The organism is Guyparkeria hydrothermalis, from assembly GCF_023555385.1.
Lineage (GTDB): Bacteria > Pseudomonadota > Gammaproteobacteria > Halothiobacillales > Halothiobacillaceae > Guyparkeria > Guyparkeria hydrothermalis_A.
The window spans coordinates 2,186,057-2,209,970 of the sequence record NZ_JAJSED010000001.1 but is presented as its reverse complement, the minus strand read 5'-3'; the positions used below and the strand labels follow the sequence as shown (position 1 = coordinate 2,209,970).

The 23,914-nt window shown below is 66.1% G+C and carries 15 protein-coding genes and 1 tRNA gene; 12 read left to right on the top strand and 4 right to left on the bottom strand.

The annotated features are described in order from the left end of the window. Position 1 precedes the first annotated feature (1 nt). The 10 genes from LV476_RS10275 (at position 2) to LV476_RS10230 (ending at position 15,277) form a co-directional block, all read left to right on the top strand. Positions 2 to 622 (top strand): type 4a pilus biogenesis protein PilO, encoded by a 621-nt coding sequence (locus LV476_RS10275; protein WP_250075827.1) that lies wholly within the window; start codon positions 2 to 4, stop codon positions 620 to 622. Beyond that, on the top strand, positions 619 to 1,167 hold the full coding sequence (locus LV476_RS10270; RefSeq protein WP_250075825.1) for a pilus assembly protein PilP: 549 nt from the start codon (positions 619 to 621) through the stop codon (positions 1,165 to 1,167). Before LV476_RS10275 ends, LV476_RS10270 begins: the two co-directional genes overlap by 4 nt. A 3-nt stretch (positions 1,168 to 1,170) precedes the next feature. Next, complete coding sequence (pilQ, locus tag LV476_RS10265) at positions 1,171 to 3,387, top strand: type IV pilus secretin PilQ (protein WP_250075823.1); 2,217 nt, start codon at positions 1,171 to 1,173, stop codon at positions 3,385 to 3,387. Between the two features lie 75 nt (positions 3,388 to 3,462). Further along, the gene (gene aroK / locus LV476_RS10260; RefSeq protein WP_250075821.1) at positions 3,463 to 4,002 is read left to right on the top strand and encodes a shikimate kinase AroK; all 540 of its coding nucleotides are present in this window, start codon (positions 3,463 to 3,465) and stop codon (positions 4,000 to 4,002) included. Between the two features lie 77 nt (positions 4,003 to 4,079). Beyond that, positions 4,080 to 5,201 (top strand): 3-dehydroquinate synthase, encoded by a 1,122-nt coding sequence (aroB, locus tag LV476_RS10255; RefSeq protein ID WP_250075819.1) that lies wholly within the window; start codon positions 4,080 to 4,082, stop codon positions 5,199 to 5,201. A gap of 37 nt (positions 5,202 to 5,238) precedes the next feature. Further along, entirely contained in the window at positions 5,239 to 6,675 is a 1,437-nt protein-coding gene (locus LV476_RS10250; protein WP_250075817.1) for an SPOR domain-containing protein, read from the top strand. Between the two features lie 242 nt (positions 6,676 to 6,917). Next, positions 6,918 to 11,381 (top strand): glutamate synthase large subunit, encoded by a 4,464-nt coding sequence (gene gltB, locus LV476_RS10245; RefSeq protein WP_250075815.1) that lies wholly within the window; start codon positions 6,918 to 6,920, stop codon positions 11,379 to 11,381. A gap of 95 nt (positions 11,382 to 11,476) precedes the next feature. Beyond that, a complete protein-coding gene (gene dnaG / locus LV476_RS10240; protein WP_250075814.1) occupies positions 11,477 to 13,093 on the top strand; it encodes a DNA primase in 1,617 nt (538 codons plus the stop codon). A 246-nt stretch (positions 13,094 to 13,339) separates the two neighbouring features. After that, the gene (gene rpoD / locus LV476_RS10235; protein ID WP_250075812.1) at positions 13,340 to 15,151 is read left to right on the top strand and encodes an RNA polymerase sigma factor RpoD; all 1,812 of its coding nucleotides are present in this window, start codon (positions 13,340 to 13,342) and stop codon (positions 15,149 to 15,151) included. 49 nt (positions 15,152 to 15,200) lie between these two features. Further along, positions 15,201 to 15,277 (top strand) — tRNA-Ile (locus LV476_RS10230). 97 nt (positions 15,278 to 15,374) lie between these two features. On the opposite strand, the gene LV476_RS10225 is transcribed toward LV476_RS10230, so the two are convergent. The 4 genes from LV476_RS10225 to LV476_RS10210 are packed head-to-tail and all read right to left on the bottom strand — an operon-like array spanning position 15,375 to position 21,005. Next, positions 15,375 to 17,006 (bottom strand): glucan biosynthesis protein, encoded by a 1,632-nt coding sequence (locus tag LV476_RS10225; RefSeq protein WP_250075810.1) that lies wholly within the window; start codon positions 17,004 to 17,006, stop codon positions 15,375 to 15,377. Then, positions 17,003 to 19,129: a glucans biosynthesis glucosyltransferase MdoH gene (gene mdoH / locus LV476_RS10220; RefSeq protein ID WP_250075808.1), complete on the bottom strand. Its 2,127-nt coding sequence runs from the start codon at positions 19,127 to 19,129 to the stop codon at positions 17,003 to 17,005. Before mdoH ends, LV476_RS10225 begins: the two co-directional genes overlap by 4 nt. Then, positions 19,126 to 19,410 (bottom strand): hypothetical protein, encoded by a 285-nt coding sequence (locus tag LV476_RS10215; protein ID WP_250075807.1) that lies wholly within the window; start codon positions 19,408 to 19,410, stop codon positions 19,126 to 19,128. Before LV476_RS10215 ends, mdoH begins: the two co-directional genes overlap by 4 nt. Beyond that, positions 19,407 to 21,005: a glucan biosynthesis protein gene (locus LV476_RS10210; RefSeq protein WP_250075805.1), complete on the bottom strand. Its 1,599-nt coding sequence runs from the start codon at positions 21,003 to 21,005 to the stop codon at positions 19,407 to 19,409. The genes LV476_RS10215 and LV476_RS10210 overlap by 4 nt, the downstream gene beginning before the upstream one ends. 334 nt (positions 21,006 to 21,339) lie before the next feature. Here LV476_RS10210 and LV476_RS10205 point away from each other — a divergent pair, with 334 nt between their 5' ends. Together LV476_RS10205 and LV476_RS10200 are read left to right on the top strand one after the other, a co-directional pair. Beyond that, positions 21,340 to 22,701: a GntP family permease gene (locus LV476_RS10205; RefSeq protein ID WP_250075804.1), complete on the top strand. Its 1,362-nt coding sequence runs from the start codon at positions 21,340 to 21,342 to the stop codon at positions 22,699 to 22,701. Next, complete coding sequence (locus LV476_RS10200) at positions 22,694 to 23,845, top strand: glycerate kinase (RefSeq protein WP_284047450.1); 1,152 nt, start codon at positions 22,694 to 22,696, stop codon at positions 23,843 to 23,845. The genes LV476_RS10205 and LV476_RS10200 overlap by 8 nt, the downstream gene beginning before the upstream one ends. Positions 23,846 to 23,914 lie beyond the last annotated feature (69 nt).

Below are 23,914 nucleotides of genomic sequence, written 5' to 3'. Positions count from 1 at the left end.
GATGGACCTCAATGAACTGAGAAACCTCGACTTCCAGACGGTAGGACTGACCTCGCTGGGCACGCGCCTTGTGATCTTCGCCTTCGTCTTCGTGTTGATCGTCGGGGCGGTGATCTACTTCGACACCCTGCCGCAGAAGGAGCAGCTCGAACGCGCCGAACGCGAGGAGCAGTCCCTGCTTCAGACGGTGGACAAGAAGCAACGCCTGGCAGCCAACCTCGAGGCATACAAGGCCCAGATCAAGGAAATGGAAACCCGCTTCGGCGAACTGCTTCGCCAGCTGCCGAACAAGCGGGAAGCGGAGAACCTGATCGACAACGTCGCCCAGACGTCGCTGTCCAACGGACTCAAGAACGAGCAGATTCGCCCCGGCAAGGAGGTCAAGCACGACTTCTACGCCGAGATGACCTACCACCTGTCACTTCGCGGGACCTACCGTGAACTGACGCAGTTCATCAGTGATACGGCCAACCTGCCGCGGATCGTCACGTTGCACGATCCGGCCATGAAGCCGCGGGATCCCAAGGTCGAGGACGACGACATCCCCCGCGAACTCACCATGGGCATTCAGGCCAAGACCTACCGGTACCTGGAAAGCGGCGAGCAAGGAGGCGGCCAATGAAGACAGCACCCAAGCGCAACGCGGCGATCCGGCTCGGCCTGATGGGCGTCGGCGTGATCCTTGCCGGGACACTCGCCGGCTGCGCGCAGGACATGCACGACCTGGAACAGAAGGTTGCCGAGCTGGAAGCCCGGCCGGGCGGAAAGATCGAGCCGATCCCGGAAATGAAGCCGCAACCGAAATACGCCTACAGCGTGCCCGAGGACGTCCGCACGCCGTTCATGCCGCCGGAAGATGATCAGGTGGATGACGGTGACGGCCTCAAGCCGGACATCGATCGGCCGAAAGAGCCGCTGGAACATTTCCCGCTCGATGCCTTGGCCATGCGCGGGATCATCAACCGTCAGAACGCGACCTACGCCCTCATCCGTGACGGCAACGGCGTGATCCACGAGGTCATGCTCGGCGATCACATGGGTCGCAACTACGGCGAAGTCGTGGAAATTGGCGAGGCCAGCGTGACGCTGGAAGAAATCGTGCCCGATGGACGGGGTGGCTGGAAAAAACAGACAACGGTCGTCAAGACTCAGAGCGGCCGGAGCTAAATGATGGGAAGCAGCGATATGGACAACCTCAAGAAACCTTCACGCCTTAGCACGGGACTGCGTCGAGGGCTTGGTCTCTCCGCCATCAGCATGGCCGCGGTTCTCGCTCCCAGCCTGGTGCTGGCCGGCGACCTTACCGGGATCACCTATGACCGCACCAGCGACGGCAAGGTGCTGGTGAACTTCGACCTGTCAGAACCATTGTCGGGCGATCCCGGCAGCTTCAAGATCGACAACCCGGCGCGGGTTGCCATCGACCTGCCCGAAGTCACGAACAAGACGGGCAGCCGGCAGACATCGATCGGTCTCGGCGCCGTCGATTCCGTCATGCTTGCCGAAGCGAACGGCAAGACCCGGGCCGTATTCAATCTGGACCAGTCCGTGCCCTACGCAATCAGCCAGAACGGCGACATGGTCACGGTCACCTTCGACCCGGTCCGTCAGGCAAGCACCACCGAAAGCGGGCTTGCCGTCACGTCCGCAGGCAGCTCAGCAGCAACTGCCATGGATGCCGGCCAGCCGATCGACTTCCGCCGCAGCGCGGACGGCGCCGGACGCCTGCTGCTCGACATCGGCAGCAGCCAGGCACCGATGAACATCCGACGCGAGGGCAGCCGGATCGTTGTCCAGCTGCCGGGCACCCGCCTCGAGCAGGGTCAGTACAACGTCAACGACTTCGCCACGCCGGTCGAGAACATCACCGTTCGCCGTGAAGGCAACGGTAGTCGCGTGACGCTCAAGACCAATGATGCAGGCGAGCACCTTGCCTACCAGACCGATAACCGCTTGGTAGTCGAGGTCCAGCCGATCCCTGAAGAGGACAAGCGCACCTCGCTCGGCAAGAAGGAATACACCGGCGAGCGTCTGACGCTGAAGTTCCAGGACATTCAGGTCCGACCCCTGCTGCAGTTGATTGCGGACTTTACCGGTAACAACATCGTCGTCAGCGACTCCGTGCAGGGCTCGATCAGCCTTCGCCTGGAGAACGTCCCCTGGGATCAGGCTCTGGACCTGATCATGACCACCAAGGGCCTGTCCGCGCGACAGAACGGCAACGTCATCTACGTGGCGCCGACCGCCGAAATCGCCGCCCGCGACAAGGCCGAACTGGCCGCCCGCGAGCAGGCTCAGCAGCTCGCTCCGCTGATCACAGACATCGTTCAGGTCAACTACGCCAAGGCAGCCGACATCGCCAGCCTGGTTCGGCAAAGCTCCGGTGTCAGCGGCGAAGGTGGCGATGCCAAGAGTGACGGCAACTTCCTGAGCCGGCGCGGCTCGATCACGGTCGATGCCCGCACCAACACCCTAATCGTTACGGATACCGCCGAGGCGCTCGACCGTGTCCGCGGCCTGATCACCCAGATCGACAAGCCGGTCAAGCAGGTACTGGTCGAGACGCGCATCGTGATTGCCACGGACAACTTCTCGCGCGAACTGGGGGTCCGCTGGGGACTCCAGGGTGGCTTCGATCGCGGTGGTCAGCGAGTTGGCTTTGGTGGCAATGCCAAAGATATGGGTGACGCACCGGCCTACCCGATCGACCAGAGAAATCCGGGTTCACTCAACGGTACGTACTTCGCCTCAAACACCAATGACTTCATGGTCAACACGCCCATCGCGAGTGACCCGACCGGCTCGCTGGGTCTGGCGATCCTTGGTTCGAACGTTCTGCTGAATCTGGAACTCCAGGCCATGCAGAGCGAGGGCACCGGCAAGATCGTCTCGAACCCGAAGGTGATCACCACCAATGGGCACAAGGCGGTGATTTCCCAGGGCGTGGAAATCCCGTACCAGTCGCAGACCGCTTCCGGCGGCGGCGCGATCGCGAACATCGAGTTCAAGGAGGCGCTGCTCAAGACCGAGGTCACTCCGCAGATCACGCCCAACGACAACGTGATCATGGACATTCTGGTCATGAAGGAAGAGCCGGACTACACCCGCGCGATCAATGGCGAACCGCCGATCAACACCCGCGAGGTGCAGACCAAGGTTCAGGTCAAGAACGGCCAGACCGTGGTTCTTGGCGGGATCTACGAGTTCGAGAACGTGACCCAACTGGACAAGGTGCCGTTCTTCGGCGACCTGCCGGGCGTGGGCAACCTATTCAAGAGCCGCATCCGGGACGACTCCCGCTTCGAACTGCTGATCTTCGTCACGCCGAAGATCGTCGATCGGGACAACCTCGCCAACTTCAATCGCGGCGCCCTGATCAACAACTGATCACTGTGATTCGCGAGATACCAGCCCCGCTTCGGCGGGGTTTTTTCGTTTTTCGAGTCGGTATAATCGGCTGCCATGCGCAACATCATCCTGATCGGCCCGATGGGGGCCGGAAAGACCACTATCGGCCGCCTGCTCGCCAATAAGCTCGGCTGGCAATTCCATGACTCCGACCGGGAGATCGAGAAGCGCACTGGCGCAAGCATCCCGCTGATATTCGATATCGAAGGCGAGTCGGGCTTCCGTCAGCGCGAGCACGACATGCTTGCCGATCTGACCGCGGGCAGCGGCATCGTGTTGGCGACGGGGGGCGGAGCGGTGCTGCGTCCGGACAACCGAGAACTGCTGCACGAAAACGGCCTGGTGGTCTATCTCTTTACGAGCGTGGAACGGCAGTTCGAACGGACTCAGCACGACACCCAACGACCGCTGCTGCAAACGGGCGACCGCCGGGCGACACTGGAACGGCTCATGGCGGAGCGCGACCCGCTCTATCGGGAGACGGCTCACCTGATCCTCGAGACCGGTGGCCAGACCCCGCGGACCATGGCCGACCGGATTCTCGCGGCGAGCCGCGAGACCGGCACCGGGTCGGACGCGCCCACCGCTCGTTGATGTAAACTCCTCGAATGACGGGGCGCCCGGAACCGGGGCCGCGCGACCGACTTTCACTCGACAGGCCGAACCGATCCATGAATGATCCAGCCGCCATCAACGCGCCACAGCCGACCACGGTCAACGTGGACCTCGGTGACCGCAGCTACCCGATCTTCATCGACAACGGCCTGATCGACACCGACCTGATCGCGCCCTTCATCCCCTCCCCGCGAGCGGTAATCATCAGCAACACCACCGTGGCGCCGCTGTATGCCGAGCGACTGACCCAGGCTCTGGAAGCCGCCGGCAAGACCGTCGAACTGCTCGCCCTGCCAGACGGCGAGCGGTACAAGAATCTCGAGACCCTGGAGCGGATCTACGATTTTCTGATGGAAAAGCAGGTCGACCGCAAGACCACGCTGGTCGCGCTCGGCGGTGGAGTGATCGGCGACATCACGGGCTTTGCCGCGGCGAGCTTCCAGCGCGGCGTGCCTTTCATCCAGGTGCCGACCACGCTCTTGGCCCAGGTCGACAGTTCGGTCGGCGGCAAGACCGGGGTGAACCACCCGCGCGGCAAGAACATGATCGGCGCGTTCTATCAGCCGCGCTGCGTGCTCGCCGACACCGGCAGCCTCGACACCCTGCCCGATCGCGAACTGTCGGCAGGGCTCGCCGAGATCATCAAGTACGGGCTGCTCTGGGACGAGGATTTTCTCGAGTGGATCGAGTCCCACATCACCGACCTGCGTCGCCGCGACAAAGACGCGCTGACCGAGGCCATCCGCCAATCCTGCCTGATCAAGGCGGAAATCGTCCGCCAGGACGAGCGCGAGGGCGGCATCCGAGCGCTGCTGAACCTCGGCCACACCTTCGGTCACGCGATCGAGGCCGGGATGGGCTACGGGGTCTGGCTGCACGGCGAGGCCGTCGGTGCTGGCATGTGCATGGCCGCCGAACTCTCCCACCGGCTGGGACTGATCGATGCGGCCGCCACACGCCGGATCGAGACGCTCATCGACGCCGCCGGCCTGCCCACGCGCGCGCCCTCAGAGCTGACGACCGAGCGCATGCGTGAACTGATGGATAGCGACAAGAAAGTCGAGAACGGACGGCTTCGACTCGTGCTTCTTGGCCGCCTGGGCCAGGCCCGTCTGGTGGACAACGTGCCCGAGGAAATGATTCTCGACACGATTGACGCGACCCGCTCCAGTCACTGAAACAAGACCCATAATCACTAGCCAGAAGGACTCTGACATGACCGATGCGACGGATCACGCCCTCGAACAGGCCGAACGAATCGTTCAGTACGCCAAGTATTCCGACCGCTTCATGGTCGTTGAAGGCGATTCCGCCGCCGAGCGCCGGGCTTTCGTCAAGCTGATCGGCCAGAAACTGCCGCGCCAAGTCCGCCCGGTGGTACTTCGCGCCGATGCGGGCAACGGGGCTGGCGCCCTGATCGAGCAGCTGAGCACCCTGCTCCAGCTCTCCGCAGGCATCGAGACCATCGAGCAGCTGATCACCGCGGCCACCGCTGCCCTGGACGGGCAGGACCGCCTGCTGATCGTGGTGGAGAATGCCGATCACTGGCTGGAATCGGACGGCGCGGATGCCCTGTTCGAGCTAATCAACCAGGCCCATGACCTGGCTCGTGAGCGCCTCCTGTTCCTTTTGATCGGCGCCACCGGTCTGTGCGAGCAGATAGAGACGGCCCAGCCGCTTGCCGGTCTGGTGGCCGACCTGCATTGCGCGCAACTGCTCGGCACCGCCAGGCGCCACGAGACAGGCACGGCAACGACCGCGCCGGCAGCTGCAGCGGCCCAGGCCGAATCGACACCGTCGACCCCCGAGACGCACGCCGCCCCGAATCATGCCACGACACACCCCGCACGCCGATCGCCCTGGGCCAGCCCCACCCTGCTGATTGCCGTCATCGTTAGCATTGCCGTTATCAGCGTGGGCGCCTTCGCCCTGCTGGATCGCTCCGGGGCCCCGGCGACCAAGTCGACCGACCTGGCCGTCGACCCGAGCGAAAACAAACAGGCCGAACAGCCGGCGAACGACGCCGCCGAACCGGCGACCAGTGAGTCGAGCGAGGCACCGGCAGAAGCTGCCACGAACGAGTCGTCCGATGACGACGGGCAAACCGAACCGGCCGCCACCCCGGAGCTCAGCGGCATCGATCATGGCCTGCCGCCCCATGTCCCCTTCCCGGACGAGCAAGCGGCACAGGACGAATCGATGGACGAGCCGGCCAGCACCAAGCAAGCAACCGACGAGACTACCGACGGCGAGGCGCCGGCCGAGAAGGCTGACCCTGTGGCTGCCGAGCCGGTAACCGAAGAGGCCCGTGGTGAGGCTGCGGCCACGCCGCCGGCCAGTGTCGATAACGCCTGGTACCGCGACCAGCCGCGTGCCCGCGCGGCCATCCAGATGGCGGCATTCGGTCGGCTGGATGACGCCACGGGCCTCATCGAACGGTTCGCCAACGATGCGCATCCGCGAAGCGACTGGCGGATCTACGCACAAAAGATCGACGGCAAGATTCTCTACACGGTCACCTTCGGCAACTACGCGTCCACCGAGCGGGCCCGCCACGCGATCGACGACCTTTCCGACGAGTTGCAGAAGCTCAAGCCCTACCCGCGCTCGGTGGGCGCCATCCAGGACCGCCTGACCGACGCGAGCCCCTGATCGGCGCGCCGGGCGCCAGACCCGCCGTGGCCCGATTTGCCTGATCCCTGCCGGGCCGGTAAAATTCCGGCCCATTTTGCCCAATTCCCCCGATGCGGGCGCACATCGAATAACGGTCGGCAATCCCTGGCCAGCCCGCCCGCCTCGCGGCGCGCCGGCGCCATGGCCGGACCGCCAAGCCGAGGGCGGGATGAGCGTCGCTCGCCCGGCTAGCCCGAAGAATCCAAGAGGATGCGCAACTCATGAGCCAAGCCCCCACCCAAGGTCTGTACCACCCGAGTTTCGAGAAAGAGAACTGCGGCTTCGGCCTGATCGCCCACATGGACGACCAGGCCAGCCACGGCCTGGTATCGACCGCGATCGGCGCGCTGGCCCGTATGACTCACCGTGGCGGCATCTCCGCGGACGGCAAATCGGGTGACGGCTGCGGCCTGCTGCTGAAAAAGCCGGATGCCTTCTTCCGCAAGGCCGCCTCCGACCAAGGCATCGACCTGCCCGAGATCTATGCGGTGGGCGTGGTGTTCTTCTCGCGTGACGAGTCCAAGCGCGAACGCGCCCGCGAGGCACTGGTCGGCGCCATCGCCGAGCAGGGCCTCAACCTCGCTGGCTGGCGCACCGTGCCGGTCGACCCGTCGGTGCTGGGGCAGATGTCGGCCGAGAAGCGTCCCGAAATCGAGCACATCTACATCACCCCGGCCGATGGCATGGACGAGCAGCAGTTCAACGCCGGCCTGTTTGTCGCCCGTCGCGATGCCGAGAATCTGATCCAGGATGACCCGGATTTCTACATCCCGTCGCTCGCGAGCCAGGTCATCTCCTACAAGGGCCTCTTGATGCCCGAGGACCTGCCGCGCTTCTACAAGGATCTCAACGATCCGGCGCTCGAGTCCTCGCAGGCGGTGTTCCACCAGCGTTTCTCGACCAACACCTTCCCCGAGTGGAAGCTTGCACAGCCGTTCCGCTATCTCGCGCACAACGGCGAGATCAACACCATCCGCGGCAACCGCAACTGGGCACTGGCGCGCGCGGCCAAGTTCTCCTCGCCGCTGATCCCGGACATGAACCGCATCCAGCCGCTGGTCAACACCACCGGTTCGGACTCCTCGTCCATGGACAACATGCTCGAGGTGCTGATCACCGGCGGGCTGGACATGATCCACGCCATGCGTCTGATCGTGCCCCCGGCCTGGCAGAACGTCGAGCACATGGATGCTGACCTGCGTGCCTTCTACGAGTTCAACTCGCTGCACATGGAGCCCTGGGACGGCCCGGCCGGCATCGTCATGACCGACGGCCGCTTCGTCGCCTGCGCCATGGACCGCAACGGCCTGCGTCCGGCGCGCTGGGTAATCACCAAGGACCGCCACATCACGCTCGCCTCCGAGATCGGCGTCTGGGACTACGACCCGGCCGACGTGGTACAGAAAGGCCGCGTCCGCCCGGGCCAGATGGTCGCGGTCGACACCGCCGAAGGCGAGCTGATGCTGCCGCCGGCGATCGACGAGCGTCTCAAGGGCCGCAAGCCGTACCGCCAGTGGCTGCGTGATCAGTCCGTAAGGCTCAAACACTCGGTCGCCGACGAGGAAGTCCTCTCGCTCGACGAGATGGACGACGACACCGTCCGCACCTACGAGAAGGCCTTCCTGCTCTCCTTCGAGGAGCGAGACCAGGTCATCCGCGTGCTGGCCGAGAACGGCCAGGAAGCGATCGGCTCGATGGGTGACGACACGCCGATGGCCGTACTCTCGCAGACCCAGCGTTCGCTGTTCGACTACTTCCGTCAGCAGTTCGCCCAGGTCACCAACCCGCCGATCGACCCGCTGCGCGAGGCGGTGGTCATGTCGCTCGAGACCCTCATCGGCCGCGAGCGCAACGTCTTCGAGGAAACCCCGGAGCACGCGCATCGCGTACAGCTGGAAAGCCCGATCCTCACCCCGGCTCGCTTCGAGGCACTCACCAAGCTGGCCGACAGCGAATTCTCCTCGCAGCGCATCGAGCTCAACTACGAGCCGGACGAGGGCCTGGAAGCGGCCATCCACCGCATCACCGACGAGGCCGTCGCCGCCATCAAGGGCGAGCACACCGTGCTGGTCCTCTCCGATCGCGGCATTGCCGCCGATCGCCTGCCGGTCCACGCCCTGCTGGCCACCGGCGCGGTCCACCACCGTCTGATCCGGGAAGGCCTGCGCACCGACGCGAACATCGTGGTCGAGACCGCCACCGCCCGCGACCCGCACCACAATGCGGTCCTGATCGGCTACGGCGCGACGGCCGTGTTCCCGTACATGGCGTTCGAGTCGATCAACGACATGCGCCGGCGCAAGCAGGTCGACGTCAAGGCGGCCGACCGCCTGGCCAGCAACTACATCAAGGGCATCAACAAGGGCCTGAAGAAGATCCTGTCGAAGATGGGCATCTCCTCGATCGCGAGCTACCGCGGCGCACAGCTGTTCGAGATCATCGGTCTCGCCGACGAGGTGGTCGACCTGTGCTTCAAGGACACCACCAGCCGCGTCGCCGGCGCCCGCTTCGCCGACCTGGAGGCCGATCAGAAAGTCCTGATCAAGGAAGCCTTCACCAAGCGCAAGCTGCCGCGTCAGGGCGGCCTGCTCAAGTACATCGACGGCGGCGAGTACCACGCCTACAACCCGGACGTGGTCCAGACGCTGCAGAAGGCGGTCAAGGAAGACGACTACCAGGCCTGGGAGGAGTACGCCGCCCACGTCAACGAGCGTCCGGCCGCCGCCTTCCGCGACTTGTTCCGCCTCAAGGGTGACGTCACGCCGATCGATCTGTCCGAAGTCGAATCCGTTGAGTCGATCGTCTCGCGCTTCGACTCGGCCGGCATGAGCCTCGGCGCGCTCTCCCCGGAGGCGCACGAGACCATCGCCGAGGCGATGAACCGCCTGGGTGCTCGCTCGAACTCCGGTGAGGGCGGCGAGGACCCGGCGCGCTTCAACACGCCGAAGATGAGCAAGATCAAGCAGATCGCCTCGGGCCGCTTCGGTGTCACGCCGCATTACCTGGTCAACGCCGAGGTGCTGCAGATCAAGATCGCCCAGGGCGCCAAGCCGGGCGAAGGCGGTCAGCTGCCGGGCCACAAGGTCGACGAGTTCATCGGCAAGCTGCGTTACGCCCGTCCGGGCGTGGCGCTGATCTCGCCCCCGCCGCACCACGACATCTACTCGATCGAGGATCTGGCCCAGCTGATCTTCGATCTGAAGCAGACCAACCCGCAAGCACTGGTCTCGGTCAAGCTGGTCTCCGAGCCGGGCGTGGGCACTGTCGCCGCCGGCGTGGCCAAGGCCTACGCGGACCTCATCACCATTTCCGGCTACGACGGCGGCACCGGCGCGAGCCCGCTGACCTCCGTCAAGTACGCCGGCAGCCCGTGGGAGCTCGGCCTGACCGAGGCGCATCAGACCCTGCGTGCCAACGATCTGCGCGACAAGGTCCGCCTGCAAACCGACGGTGGTCTCAAGACCGGCCTGGACGTGGTCAAAGCCGCCATCCTGGGCGCCGAGAGCTTCGGCTTCGGCACCGGCCCGATGATCGCCATCGGCTGCAAGTTCCTGCGCATCTGCCACCTGAACAACTGCGCCACCGGTGTCGCGACGCAGAACAAGGTGCTGCGCCTTGAGCACTTCAAGGGCGAGGTCGACAAGCTGGTCAACTACTTCCGCTTCATCGCCGAAGAAGCACGTCGTCTGATGGCAAGCGTCGGCGTGCGCTCGGTCGAGGAACTGATCGGCCGCACCGACCTGTTCGAGTTGCGTGAGCCGGCCACCGACAAGCAGCGCCACCTCGACCTGTCCAAGATCCTCTCGGATGCGGGCATGGTGTCGGATGCGCCCAACTGCTGTGTCGCGCCGCACAACGACCCGCACGACAAGGGCCTGCTGGCCGAGAAGATCGTCAAGGAAGTCATGCCGGCGATCGAGGGCAAGACCGGCGGCGAATACACCTTCGACATCCGCAACACCGATCGCTCGATCGGCGCGCGGGTCTCGGGCGAGATCGCCCGTCGCCACGGCAACCAGGGCATGAACGATCACCCGATCAAGCTCCGGTTCACCGGCATCGCCGGGCAGAGCTTCGGCGTGTTCAACGCCGGCGGCCTGCAGCTGGAGCTCGAGGGCGATGCCAACGACTACGTCGGCAAGGGCATGGCCGGCGGCGAGATCGTCATCTACCCGCCCAAGGGCAGCACCTTCACCAGCAACGAGACCCCGATCATCGGCAACACCTGCCTGTACGGCGCGACCAACGGCAAGCTGTACGCCGCCGGCCAGGCCGGCGAGCGCTTCGCCGTGCGCAACTCGGGTGCCCAGGCCGTGATCGAGGGCTGTGGCGACCACGGCTGCGAGTACATGACCGGCGGTGTCGTCACCATCCTCGGCAACACCGGCATCAACTTCGGTGCCGGCATGACCGGTGGCTTCGCCTACGTCCTCGACGAGGCGAACGACTTCGTCGATCGCTACAACCACGAGCTGGTCGACATCCACCGCCTGCAGGCCGCCGAGCTCGAGCCGCATCGCCAGCACCTGCGCTCGATCCTCGAGGAGCACGCCCGCCGCACCGACAGCGCGCGTGCCCGCGAGATCCTGGAAGACTTCGACGCCTTCCTGCAGCGCTTCTGGCTGGTCAAGCCGAAGGCGATGGAAATCGGCGACCTGCTCGACCTGCTCGACAAGGCGGCGTAACGCCTTGCTCGGGTCGAGCCGCGCTCGTACCGTGACTATGACGAACCGGCTCCCCCGTGGGGGCCGGTTTTTCTCGTTCTAGCGCTGAGGAGCCCATGAGCCGCATCCCGGAAGCCTTCGTCGAGGAAGTCGTTTCGCGCTCGGATATCGTCGAGGTGATCGGCGCGCGCGTGCCGCTGAAGAAGAAGGGCAAGGAATTCGCGGCCTGCTGCCCGTTCCACCAGGAGAAAACCCCGTCGTTCTACGTCACCCCCGAGAAGCAGTTCTACCACTGCTTCGGCTGCGGGGTGCACGGCAACGTGGTGGGATTCCTGATGGAATACGATCATCTGGACTTCCCCACGGCGATCGAGCATCTCGCCGGCCGGCTGGGTCTCGAGATCCCGCGCGAGAAGGGCGATCAGGAAAAGCTCGACCGCATCGGTCGGCTGCGCCAGGTCACCGCCGTGGCGACCGACTGGTTCCGCGGCAACCTCAAGCGCTCGCCCGAGGCGATCGACTTCCTCAAGCAGCGCGGACTGACCGGCGAGACCGCCGCCCGCTTCGCGCTGGGCTTCGCCCCCGCCGGCAACCACGTCGAAGCGGCACTAGGCGGCCGAGCGACTCCCGAGGAACTGGTCGCCACGGGCCTGCTGATCCAGCGCGACAACGGCGATCGCTACGACCGCTTCCGCGGCCGGGTGATCTTCCCCATCCGCGACCCGCGCGGCCACGTGATCGGTTTCGGCGGGCGGGTCATCGGCGCCGGCGAGCCCAAGTATCTCAACTCGCCGGAGACCGAACTGTTCCACAAGGGCTATGGCGTCTACGGCCTGTACGAATCGCGCCAGGTCGACCAGCGACCCGACCAGCTGATCGTGGTCGAGGGCTACATGGACGTGATCCTGCTGGCGCAGAACGGTGTCGCCCACGCGGTGGCCACGCTGGGCACGGCGACCACAGCCGAACAGCTCACCCTGCTGTTCCGCCAGACCGACCGACTGGTGTTCTGCTTCGACGGCGACGATGCCGGCCGGCGCGCGGCGGTCAAGGCGCTCTCGGTCGCCCTGCCGCTGATGCAGGACGGCCGCGACCTGCGATTCGCCTTCCTGCCCGAGGGCGAGGACCCCGACAGCTACATCCGCGCCCACGGCAAGACCGGCTTCGATCGGTTCGTCGAACAGGAGGCGCTCGGGTTCGACCGTTTCCTCACCCTGCATCTCGACGAGAGTATTGCCGGCGACGACACCGCCGCGCGGGCACGCAAGAACAAGCAGGCCCACCAGCTGATCGAGCGGATGCCGCCCGGCAGCCTGCGCCGCCTGACCGAACGCCAGGTGGATCGGCACCACGGCCTGTTCGGCAAGCCGATGCGCGAGGCCGCCGAATCGAGCGGTCCGACCGCGGCCAAGCGACCGCCGCCGTCGCGCTCCGAGGAACACATCATCCTGCGGCTGCTACTGGCTCACCCGCGCCTAATCGAGCGCGTCCGCCCAGAGTCGGTCTGGCACGAGGGACGCCCTCCCGCGGTGATCGCCCGGCTGCTGGCCGACGCGTTGCACCCAGATGATCGACAGGCGGCCGAGGCGCAGGAGCTCGCGGGTATTGAAAACGAGGAAATCGCCGCCACGATGCTCAGCGACATTCTGGAAAAACGACGCCGGCGCGAGGCACTCGAGGCGAAGAAGCGGCAGCTTCGATCCGGCCTGACCGGCGATTCGTCGACACGCTGAACACCCCGGTGGTGCCGCGCGGCTGGCGCCACACATGGACGAAAGGCCGCCCGCACGTTATAATTTCTTGTTCCCCAACGGGAACGCCCGAACCGTCAGCCCGTCCGATCGACCGGCCATTCGGGATATCCCGCGCGAGACCCGGACGTCTCCTCGCGCCGCCAGAATCCAACGACATGGCGCCCGCCAGCCCGCGGCGCGACCCCAGACGTTTTTCATCGAATTGCCGGAGCAGGTTCCACGCCGATGCAGCAAGACCAACAAACCAGCATCAAGCAGTTGATCGCCCTGGGCAACGAGCAGGGTTACCTGACGTATGCCGAGATCAATGACCATCTGCCCGAGTCGCTGGTAGACGCCGAACAGATCGAAGTGATCATCGGCATGATCCAGGACATGGGTATCCACGTGGCCGAAACGCCGCCGGACAAGGATGACCTGGGCCTGTCGGACGAACAGCGCGTTTCCGACGACGACGCGGCCACCGAGGAGGCGGTCGCCGTACTCGCCTCGCAGGTGGATGCCGAATTCGGCCGCACCACCGACCCGGTGCGCATGTACATGCGCGAGATGGGCACGGTCGACCTGCTCAACCGCGAAGGCGAGATCGAGATCGCCAAGCGCATCGAGGAAGGCCTGCGCGAGGTCACCATCGCCATGGCCGCCTTCCCGCCGACGCTGGACACCCTGCTGGCCCAGTATGCCCGCGTCGAGGCCGAGGAGATCAAGCTCGCCGACGTGATCGTCGGCTTCCACGTGCTCGACGACGAGATCCCGACCCCGGGCGGCAACAAGAACGATTCCGACGACGATGACGAGGACGAGAAGGACACCGGCATCGACGTCGAGGCCGTGCGCGCGGTCGTCATGGACTTGAAGGACCTGCACGAGAAGCGCCACGCCGTCGCCACCAAGACCCGCAAGGCGAAGACCGACGGCGACAAGATCAAGGCACTGACCGACCAGATCGCCGACCAGCTGATCACGCTGAAGCTCAACCCGAACTTCAACGAGCGACTGGTCAAGCAGGTGCGCGACGCGATCGCCCGCGTACGCCTGCTGGAAAAGCAGATCCTGCAGCAGGCCGTCGAGAAGGGCGGCATCAAGCGCGAGACCTTCATCCACGCCTTCCGCGGTCACGAGACCAGCAACGAGTGGATGGCCGAGGTCACCAAGGGCAAGCCGACGGCCAAGTTCGCCGCGGTCCAGCCGGAGATCGAGCGCCTGGCCAAGCGCCTGGCCATGGTCGAGCGCGACAGCCAGCTGTCGGTCGGCCAGATCCGCGAGGTCAACCGCCAGGTGACCCTGGGCGAGGCCAAGGCCCGTCGGGCGAAGAAGGAGATGATCGAGGCCAACCTGCGTCTGGTCATCTCGATCGCCAAGAAGTACACCAACCGCGGCCTGCAGTTCCTCGACCTGATCCAGGAAGGCAACATCGGCCTGATGAAGGCGGTCGACAAGTTCGAATACCGCCGCGGCTACAAGTTCTCGACCTACGCCACCTGGTGGATCCGCCAGGCGATCACCCGCTCGATCGCCGACCAGGCACGCACCATCCGTATCCCGGTGCACATGATCGAGACGATCAACAAGTTGAACCGCATCAGCCGCCAGATGCTCCAGGAGATGGGCCGCGAGGCCACCCCGGAGGAGCTGGCCGAGCGGATGGACCTGCCCGAGGACAAGGTTCGCCGGGTGATGAAGATCTCCAAGGAGCCGATCTCCATGGAGACGCCGATCGGCGAAGACGACGATTCGAGCCTGGGCGACTTCATCGAGGACCAAGGCGCGGTCTCGCCGCTGGACTCCGCCACCAACGCCTCGCTGTCCGAGATCGTGCGCGAGATCCTCTCGACACTGACCCCGCGCGAGGCCAAGGTACTGATGATGCGCTTCGGCATCGGCATGAACACCGACCACACCCTCGAGGAAGTCGGCAAGCAGTTCGACGTCACCCGCGAGCGTATCCGTCAGATCGAGGCCAAGGCGCTGCGCAAGCTGCGTCATCCGTCGCGCTCGGAGAAGCTGCGCAGCTTCATCGACGCGAAGATGGAATAGAATCCCCGGGCCGGCTCCTCGCCGGCCCTCGCGGTTGCACCGCTGCCCGGGGCCCATAGCTCAGTTGGTTAGAGCAGGCGACTCATAATCGCTTGGTCACAGGTTCGAGTCCTGTTGGGCCCACCACACCCTTCGGTCGCGCTGGCCCTCAGCGGACTGCCCCGCCCCAAAACAGGCATTGCGGTCGTTCCCCTCGGGAGCGCTGCCCCTCGTGGGTGAGCCGCTATGGCATCACCTCGAGGAACGCCTCCCGGTGGTACTGGTACAGCCACTTCTCGGCGACCGGTTCGCCGTCGACGAGCAGGTTGCCGCTCAGTTCCACCGGGTCATCCTGGGCGACATGCAGGTCGAACTCGGCCTGCCAGCGGTCGGCGTGCCCCGGCAGGCGCCGGACACGGACGTTCGAGATCTCGCCCACCGGGCTCGCCTCGACCTCGAAGGTGGCGTTCTCCGGGTCGAGTGATGCGAGCCGATCTCCTTCCCAGCCGATCACCAGCCGCACCGTGTCAGGGACGCGGGCGACCCCGAAATCGCCACCCGGGCCGGCACGCAGGCTGACGGCCTTGGCAAGATCCGGGTCGAACGGCTGCTCTTCGCTCCAGTAAAGCCGGTAGCGATACGTCAGGGCCGTCCCGGCCAGCTGCGCTCCCTGTGGCTGCCAGAAGGCGATGATGTTGTCGAAGGTCTCGTCGTTCGTGGGCAACTCGACCAGTGTCACCTGCCCTGCCCCCCAATCCTCGAGCGGCTCGACCCACACGGAGGGTCGTTTCTCGTAGCCGACGCCGTCGAGGTAGTGAACGAACGCCCGATCGCGCTGCAACAGGCCGAATCCGCGCGGGTTCTGATCGGCGAACGCGGAGTAACCGCGCGCAACCGGGTTGACCAGCGGACGGACCAGATGCTCGCCGCTGCCGTTCCAGATCGCCAGGGTGTCCGAATCGTGCACCTCGGGCCGCCAGCCTCGCAGATGCACATTGGGGGTCTCGGTGTACCAGTACATCGATGTCAGCGGCGCGATCCCCAGCTGGTCAATGGTCTTGCGCACGAACAGGTGCTTTTCGATTTCCATCTCGGTATCGCCGCGCGAGCGCAGGGCAATGCGGTAGGCACCGGTGATCGACGGCCCGTCGAGGAGCGCGTGGACCACCACCGCGTCCCCCTCGCTCGTGGCCGGCTGGAACCAGAAGGCGCGGAAATCGGGGAATTCCTCCTCCTGCTCACCGGCCGTGTTTATCGCGATACCGCGAGCGGACATCCCCACCTGCCCCGTCTCGGAGACGGCACGGAAATAGCTCGCCCCCTGGAAAGTCGCCCAAGGCTCCTCCTCGAACCAGTCGTGTGTCCGCCGGGAACGGTGTACCCAGAATCCCGCGATGCCCGAGGACCCCTCGGGCACGGCCCGCAGCGGGCTGTCGGACGGCATGTCGAAATACTCGGGACGATACCGAACCGCTCGCGCCTCGCCGCCGGCCACCACATGCATGGCCACCGGCTTGGGGAAGTACTCGCCCAGGGGGCGGAAGGTGATCGGGTAGACCGACGGGCCGTCTTTCCACAGCGCCACGTCGCGGCGGTAATGGATCTTGCCGGCGGCATCGTAGTTGATCGACTGGATTGCCTCCGGAGCCGGCCGCGGCGGCGGGTCGTACGGGGCGGCGGCAAGCTTTTCCGCCCGCTGGATGAGCGACTCGAAGCTGAACGGCTCGGCCGGCCCCAGTTCCAGGCCGGTGTTCGCATCGACGGCCTCAGAGGCCATGGCGCTAAGCGACCGGGCACTGCCGGCTGCTACGCCCATCGCAAGCAGGCCGCGTAGCCAGGCCCGTCGCCCCGGCCGATGGATCGAGTGGTCACTCATGATGCATACCCTCCTGATTCGTCAGTTGATATCCCCGGTCTTCCGACCGCTGCCTCCGCCCCGGTACAGACATGCCGGGCATAGCGCTCGGCCAGCCGTCCCCATGGGTCCGCGACCTCGCCGCGCCAGGCGTATTCGTGCACGCGCCGCATCGCCTCGATGTCGTCCAGCACGCGTGCGGCTCGCTGGCCCGGCATGCCGTCCGGGCCAGCGGTGATCCAATCTTCGGCCACTCGCTGGGCAGCCCGTCGGGCCAGCCCACCGCGTCGCGGCGCATGAGCCGCGGCCTGGCGCCATTGCGTCGGGTCGAGCAGCGTCCACAGCAGCCAGCCGGACTCCCCACCCGGCCGGGGCGCAACGGCATCCGGCTGGAAACGCTCCAGCACCGGGTCGTCACGGCCGGCCTCGGGTGGCGTCAACCAGATCCCCTTGCGACGCCAGCGTTGACCAAGCGTGAAGCGAGATAGCCCGACCGTGACCGGCACCGCCAGCACCAACGGCACGGTGATCGGCAGGGTCCAGAAGAAGAAGTAGGGATCGATGAGATACGCGCCCCCCGTCCAGGCGAGCGACAGCACCGCCCCCGGCACGTGGCGGGCCATCGCCGTGCGCCAGGAAAGTTCGTTGCCGCGGTTCTGCCCAGCCCAGCGCACCGTCACGTTCAACAACGCGGTGACGACGAAGATGCTGTGGGCCAGCATCCGCACCGGCGCGAGCAGGACCGAAAAGAGGTTTTCCAGGAAGAATCCCTGCACCAATCGCGGCGCGCTACCAAATCCCCGCAGGCGTTCCCGGTCGAAGATAAGCACTTCCAGCACGGCCAGGACCTTGGGCAGAAACAGCGTCACCAACGTGCTCGTGACCAGCAGCAGCGCCCACTCGGGATGCCATTGCGGCCAGGCGGGATACAGCGCGTCCGGGTCGGGGAAATAGTCGATGTCGCCCAGCTTGAAGCGGGCCACCTCGATCGTGGTGAATACCAGAAACAGGAACCAGACCGGCGAGGCGACATAGGCAAAGATGCCGTTGAGCAGGGCGAAACGATGGGCTACTCGCAGTCCCGGCTCGGCCAGCAGGTGGCGCAGATGCTGCAGGTTGCCCTTGGACCAGCGGCGATCCCGGATCAGCTCGTCGTCCAGCGACGGCGGCGACTCCTCGAAGCTGCCCGGTATGCCGGTCTCCAGCCAGACCTGGTAGCCGGCGCGTGACATCAGGGATGCCTCGAGGAAATCGTGGCTGAGCACCGCGCCGCGCCACAGCCCCACCCCACGCATGCGGGGCAGGCCGCAGTGGCGCATGAACGGCTCGGTGCGGATGATGGCGTTGTGTCCCCAGAAGACCGCCTCCGAACGCTGCAGCGCCGCCAGCCCGTCGGTGAACAGCGGCCCGTACAGGTGGGTGACGAACTGCTGCATCCGGGCGAAGGCCGAACGGGCATTGAACAGCCGCGGCACCGTCTGGATCATGCCGACCCGGCTGTCGCACTCCATCAGCCGCACCAGTGTCGTCAGGGCCTCCCCCGACATGACGCTGTCGGCATCGAGGACCACGAAGTAACGGAAATCGCTCCCCCAGCGGCGCAGAAAGTCGGAGACGTTGCCGGTCTTCGCCTTGAGATTGACGCGTCGACGACGGTAGTGAAGCTGCCCCTCCAGCCCGAACTCGTCCACCAGCGACCGCCATGCCGCCTGTTCGGCAAGCCAGATCTCCGGGTCGCGACTGTCGGAGAGCAGGAAGAATTCGAACGGGTCGCTCTCGCCGGTCTCGAGTAGCGAGATCAAGGTGGCCCGCAGCCCCTGGTATACCCGATCGACGTCCTCGTGGTAGATCGGCATGATCACCGCGGTCGAGGCGAGCGGGGCCTGCGGCCATTGGTCTGCGTAGCGCCGCATCAGGCCATGCCGGTCTCCCCGTCCCGACACCCGACGCATGAGGAAGCCGAAGATCGCCATCCAGCTACCGGCCGTGATGAAGGTATAGAGGGGAATGAAGGTCGCGAGAATGGCGATCTCCACGGGACGCGTGCCGTGGTAAGGCAGCACCCAGATCATGCCCCAGGTGCCCGCCGCCGTCTGGGCGAGCACCAACAGCAGAAAGAGCGTCCGGCGCCAGGCGTCGATCACGACTCGCCCCTGCCCGCGTCGGAAGCAACCGAGTTGGCGTAGCCGAGCGAGGCCCGATGGATCGGCCGACCGCTGCGGCGCGGCGCCTCCACCAGCCGGCGGAGTGATTCGTCCAGGCGCGCATCGGCCGCCGCCCGGGTCGGCACCAGCGCCCCGGCCTCCACCGGCCGGCCCGTCAGCGAGACCTCGTGCGCCACCGCACGTCCATAGCGACGCAGTGCCGCGCACACGTCATGCCCCACAACGGGGGTATCGCCATGCGGACGTCGAGCCTCGGTCATTTTCCTTCCTCCAGATAGCTGGCCACCTGGCCGGGCAGCGTGTCCTGCCAGCTTTCGGAAATGGTCTTGCCGTCGAGCGCAAGGGAAGCACGCACCTTCAGTGGCTGCTGACCCGTCGGCTGCAGCAGCATCGACAGCCGCCAACCACCCTCCGGCAACGGGGCCACGGACTGCTCGAGCACGCGAACCGACTCTTGACCGGAAATCGAGGCGACCACCGGTGCGTTGTTGGGCAGGGACGACAGCGCACCGCCGGTGTAATCCACGTTGACGCGATACGCGGGATCCGACGGCCCGCCACCCTGCTTGTCGGGCCCCTCGACACCAATGAGAACGCCTCGCACCTGGGCGATCTGCTCGGTCACCGCATCACGGTGCCCGAAGCTGACGTCGTAGGCGAAGGCGATCGGCGCGCCCGGCTTGAGCTTTTCATGCGGCTCGAAGAAGACCACCTGGTTCTCGTGGCGGTCGCTGTCCACCGGCAGCTGTACCAGGTCGAGGGTGCCGCCACCGAAACCCGCCTGAGGCGTCACCCACACGGACGGCCGTTTCTCGAAGCGGCCCACGGGATCCTCGAACGAGCCGAAGCGGGTATCGCGTTGCATCAGCCCGAAACCTCGCACGCCGTCGGCAGGGAACTGGTCCAGGCGCAACTCGCGCGGGTTTCGCAGCGGCCGGTACAACCAGCCGCCCTCTCCCTCGTGGATGAGCAGGCCGCTGGAACTGAACACGGCCGGCCGCCAGTGCGACGCATCCGGCCGTTCGTTCTGGCCGTAGAAGTACATCGACGAGATCGGGGCCAGGCCCAGCCGGTCGACGGGGCGGCGGGCATGCAGCCGGGCCTTTACCCGGATGATCGTCTGATCGGCTCCCGGCTCGATGACGAAGCGGTAGGCCCCGGTCAGCGACTCGCTGTCCATCAGGGCGTACACGGTCATGCGGCGCGCCCCCGGATCAGGGCGAACCAGCCAGAATCGGCGGAATGCCGGGAATTCCTCGCCGGCAGGCAGGCCGGTGTCGATGGCCAGACCCCGGGCGTGAGCGCCCATCACCTGCTCATGGGCCACCGCACGGAACAAGGCGCCGCCCAGGAAGCGAACGACCGTCTCAGGCGCATCCGGACGCTGCAGGGGATAACGGATCCCGAAGCCGGCGAAACCCAGGTCGGCCGGCACCTTGCGGGCAAACGACTCGTTGGGCCAGTGGAAGTCCGACTTGGTAAACGGCACCCGGTGCACCTGATCGTCGATGACCTCGAACAGTTCCACCGGGTGACGGTAGACATGGCCGGCCGAGACCGGCTGAACCGAAAACGGGGAGCCGCCCCAGTCCAGCCGCGAACCGTGCTTATAGCGGATCTGGCCGAAGGTATCCGCATCGACCTGGCTCAGTGCCTCCGGGGTGGTGGCAGGCGGCGCGTAGTCGCGCTTGGCAAGCGTCCGGGCGACGGCATCGACCTGATCCAGACCGAAGGCGAACACCGACGGCGCCGGGAGCAGGCCCAGCACCATACAGAGCGCGGCACACACGTGACGGGACGGGGAAAAAGCGCCCGCTCGAGGGCATGCGCCCGGGGTCACACTGAATTTCGTCATCGCTGACTATCGTCCTTTCCCGCCTCAGCGGGCGATTGCGACATCGGGAAACCACCGGTTCCGGCGGGACGGTGGTCGGACATGGCGGCCGGGGAACGGTCGGCCCGGACCCTCTGGAGCTTCCGGCACGCCCACCACAGCCTGACGCGGTCCAGCCCGATTAGTTCCCGCCTCACCTGAAAGCATTAGCCATGGAATCCATCGCACGCCGAGCAGACAAACCCGGTGTCGCGGTGCCGGAAAAGCCCGACTACACTCGCCGCGTGCCCCGCCTCGCCGGCAGGGCAAACGGAAAGGAACAAGAACCGAACAACGACCAAGGAGACTGAGCGCCATGCTTATCGCAAGTCTGATCATCGTGGTGATCGCGCTGGTGTTCGCGACCGCGAAACTGCGCATGCACCCGTTCCTGGCCCTGCTGCTGGCCGCCTTCGCGATGGCCCTGGCCGGCGGGATTGCGCCCAAGGAAGCCGTGAGCCTCATCAACGACGGCTTCGGCAGCACGCTGGGCTACATCGGTATCGTCATCGCGCTGGGCACCATCATCGGCGTGATCCTCGAGCGCAGCGGCGCGGCCATCGTCATGGCCGAGTCGATCATCCGGCTGCTGTCGGACCGCTTCCCGAATTTCACCGTCTCGCTGATCGGCTACATCGTCTCGATCCCGGTGTTCTGCGACTCGGGCTACGTCATTCTCAACTCGCTCAAGAACGCCATGGCGAAGAAGACCGGCATCTCGGTGGTCGCGATGAGCGTGGCGCTGGCAACCGGCCTGTTCGCCACCCATAACTTCGTCCCGCCCACCCCGGGACCGATCGCGGCCGCAGCCAACCTCGACATTGCCGACTCGCTCGGCCTGGTGATCCTGGTGGGCCTGATCGTCGCCGCGGTCACTGCCATCGTCGGCGCCCTGTGGGCCGGCCGCTATTCGAAGGCCAACGACGAGGAACTGCTCGAACAGGACCCGATCAGCGAGGCGGTCGGCGAGGAGATCGAGGAGCCGGAACCGGACATGACGCACCGCCCGTCGACGCTGGCCTCGTTCATGCCGATCATCGCGCCGATCGCGCTGATCTGCCTGGGCTCGATCGCCAGCCTCGCCACGCGTGATGCCGTACCGGGCATGCTTGCCTCCACCCTGATCTTCCTCGGCCAGCCGGTCGTCGCACTCGCCATCGGCGTGGTGTTCGCCTTCGGCCTGATCAAGGGCAATGACCGCAAGGACCGCTTCCACCAGATCACGGTCGACGGCATCCTGCTGGCCGCACCGATCATCCTGATCACCGGCGCCGGCGGTGCGTTCGGCAACGTGCTGCGCGCCACCCCGCTGGGCGACCAGCTGGGCACCGCGCTCGCGGGGCTCGGCCTCGGGCTGCTGGTGCCGTTCATCATCGCCGCCGCGTTGAAGTCCGCGCAGGGCTCCTCGACCGTCGCCCTGGTGACCGCCTCGACGCTGGTCGCCCCGCTGCTGCCCGACCTGGGCCTGGATTCGGACATGGGCCGCGTGCTCGCGGTGATGGCCGTCGGCGCCGGGGCGATGACCGTCTCGCACGCCAACGACAGCTTCTTCTGGGTGGTCTCGCAGTTCAGCCGCATGAAGGTGTCCACGGCCTACAAGGCATTTACCACCGCCACCCTACTGCAGGGCATCAGCGCGATCATCACCATCTACCTGCTGGGGCTGATTCTTGTCTGACGAGTTGCCGGTCGTCCTCTGCCCGGACAGCTTCAAGGGCAGCCTGGATGCCGCCGCCGTGGCCAACGCCATGGCGCGCGGCGTTCATGCCGCCTGCCCAAAGGCGCAGGTCCGTGCCCTGCCGATGGCCGACGGCGGGGAGGGCACCGCGGATCTGATCACGCACACGCTCGGCTGGGAGTGGCACCTGTCGAGCGTCCACGGCCCGAGCGGTGATCACGTCACCGCCGGCTGGGGCTTCGATGCCCGCAACCGGCGAGCGGTAATCGACGTCGCCTCGGCCTGCGGGCTTGACCTGCTGCCGGCGGACCGGCGCGATCCCTGGCAGCTGGACAGTCGCGGCGTGGGCGAGTTGATGGGTATCGCCATCGAGGCAGGCGCGGAGCAACTGCTGATCGGTCTGGGTGGCAGTGGCACCGTCGACGGCGGCGCGGGCATGCTCGCCGCGCTGGGCGCACGCTTTCTCGATGCCGACGGCCGCGATCTGCCGCCGACACCGGCGGGGCTCACCTCGCTGGCTCGGGTAGACGCCAGCGGACTCGACCCGCGACTGGAGAACATCGAGATCGTGGTGCTCAGCGATGTCGACAACCCACTGACCGGCCCGCACGGCGCCAGCGCCGTGTTCGGTCCGCAGAAAGGGCTGGCCGAGACCGACATCGCCGCCATGGATGCGCATCTTGGCCGACTGGCGGAGGCAATCGACAGCGCGGGCGGGCTGCACTGCCCGGCCCATACGCCGGGGGCAGGTGCCGCCGGGGGCCTGGGATTCGCGCTGGGCTGCGTCCTTGGCGGCAAGGCCCGCATGGGTGCGGCCTACCTTGCCGATCTGATCGAGCTGGACGCGGCGATCGCCTCCTCGCAGCTGGTGATTACCGGCGAGGGGCAGATCGACGGCCAGACCTCGCGCGGCAAGGTGGTGGCCGAGGTGGTCGGCCGAGCACGGCGGCTGGACGTGCCGGTGGTGGCTGTCGCCGGCAACATAGCCTGCAGCGAGGCGGAGCTGACCGACTTCGGTCTTGCCGATGCCCGCGCCCTGTGCGACGGCTCGATCACGCTGGAGCAGGCCCTGGCCGAACCGGCACGCTGGATCACTGCCCGTACGCAGGCGCTGGTCGAGGACCACCTCGCGCAGCACGACTGACCTTCATCTTGCGACGACCGAACGCAAGGCGCCCCCGGAAGTCCGAGGGCGCTTTTTTTCGTGCACCGG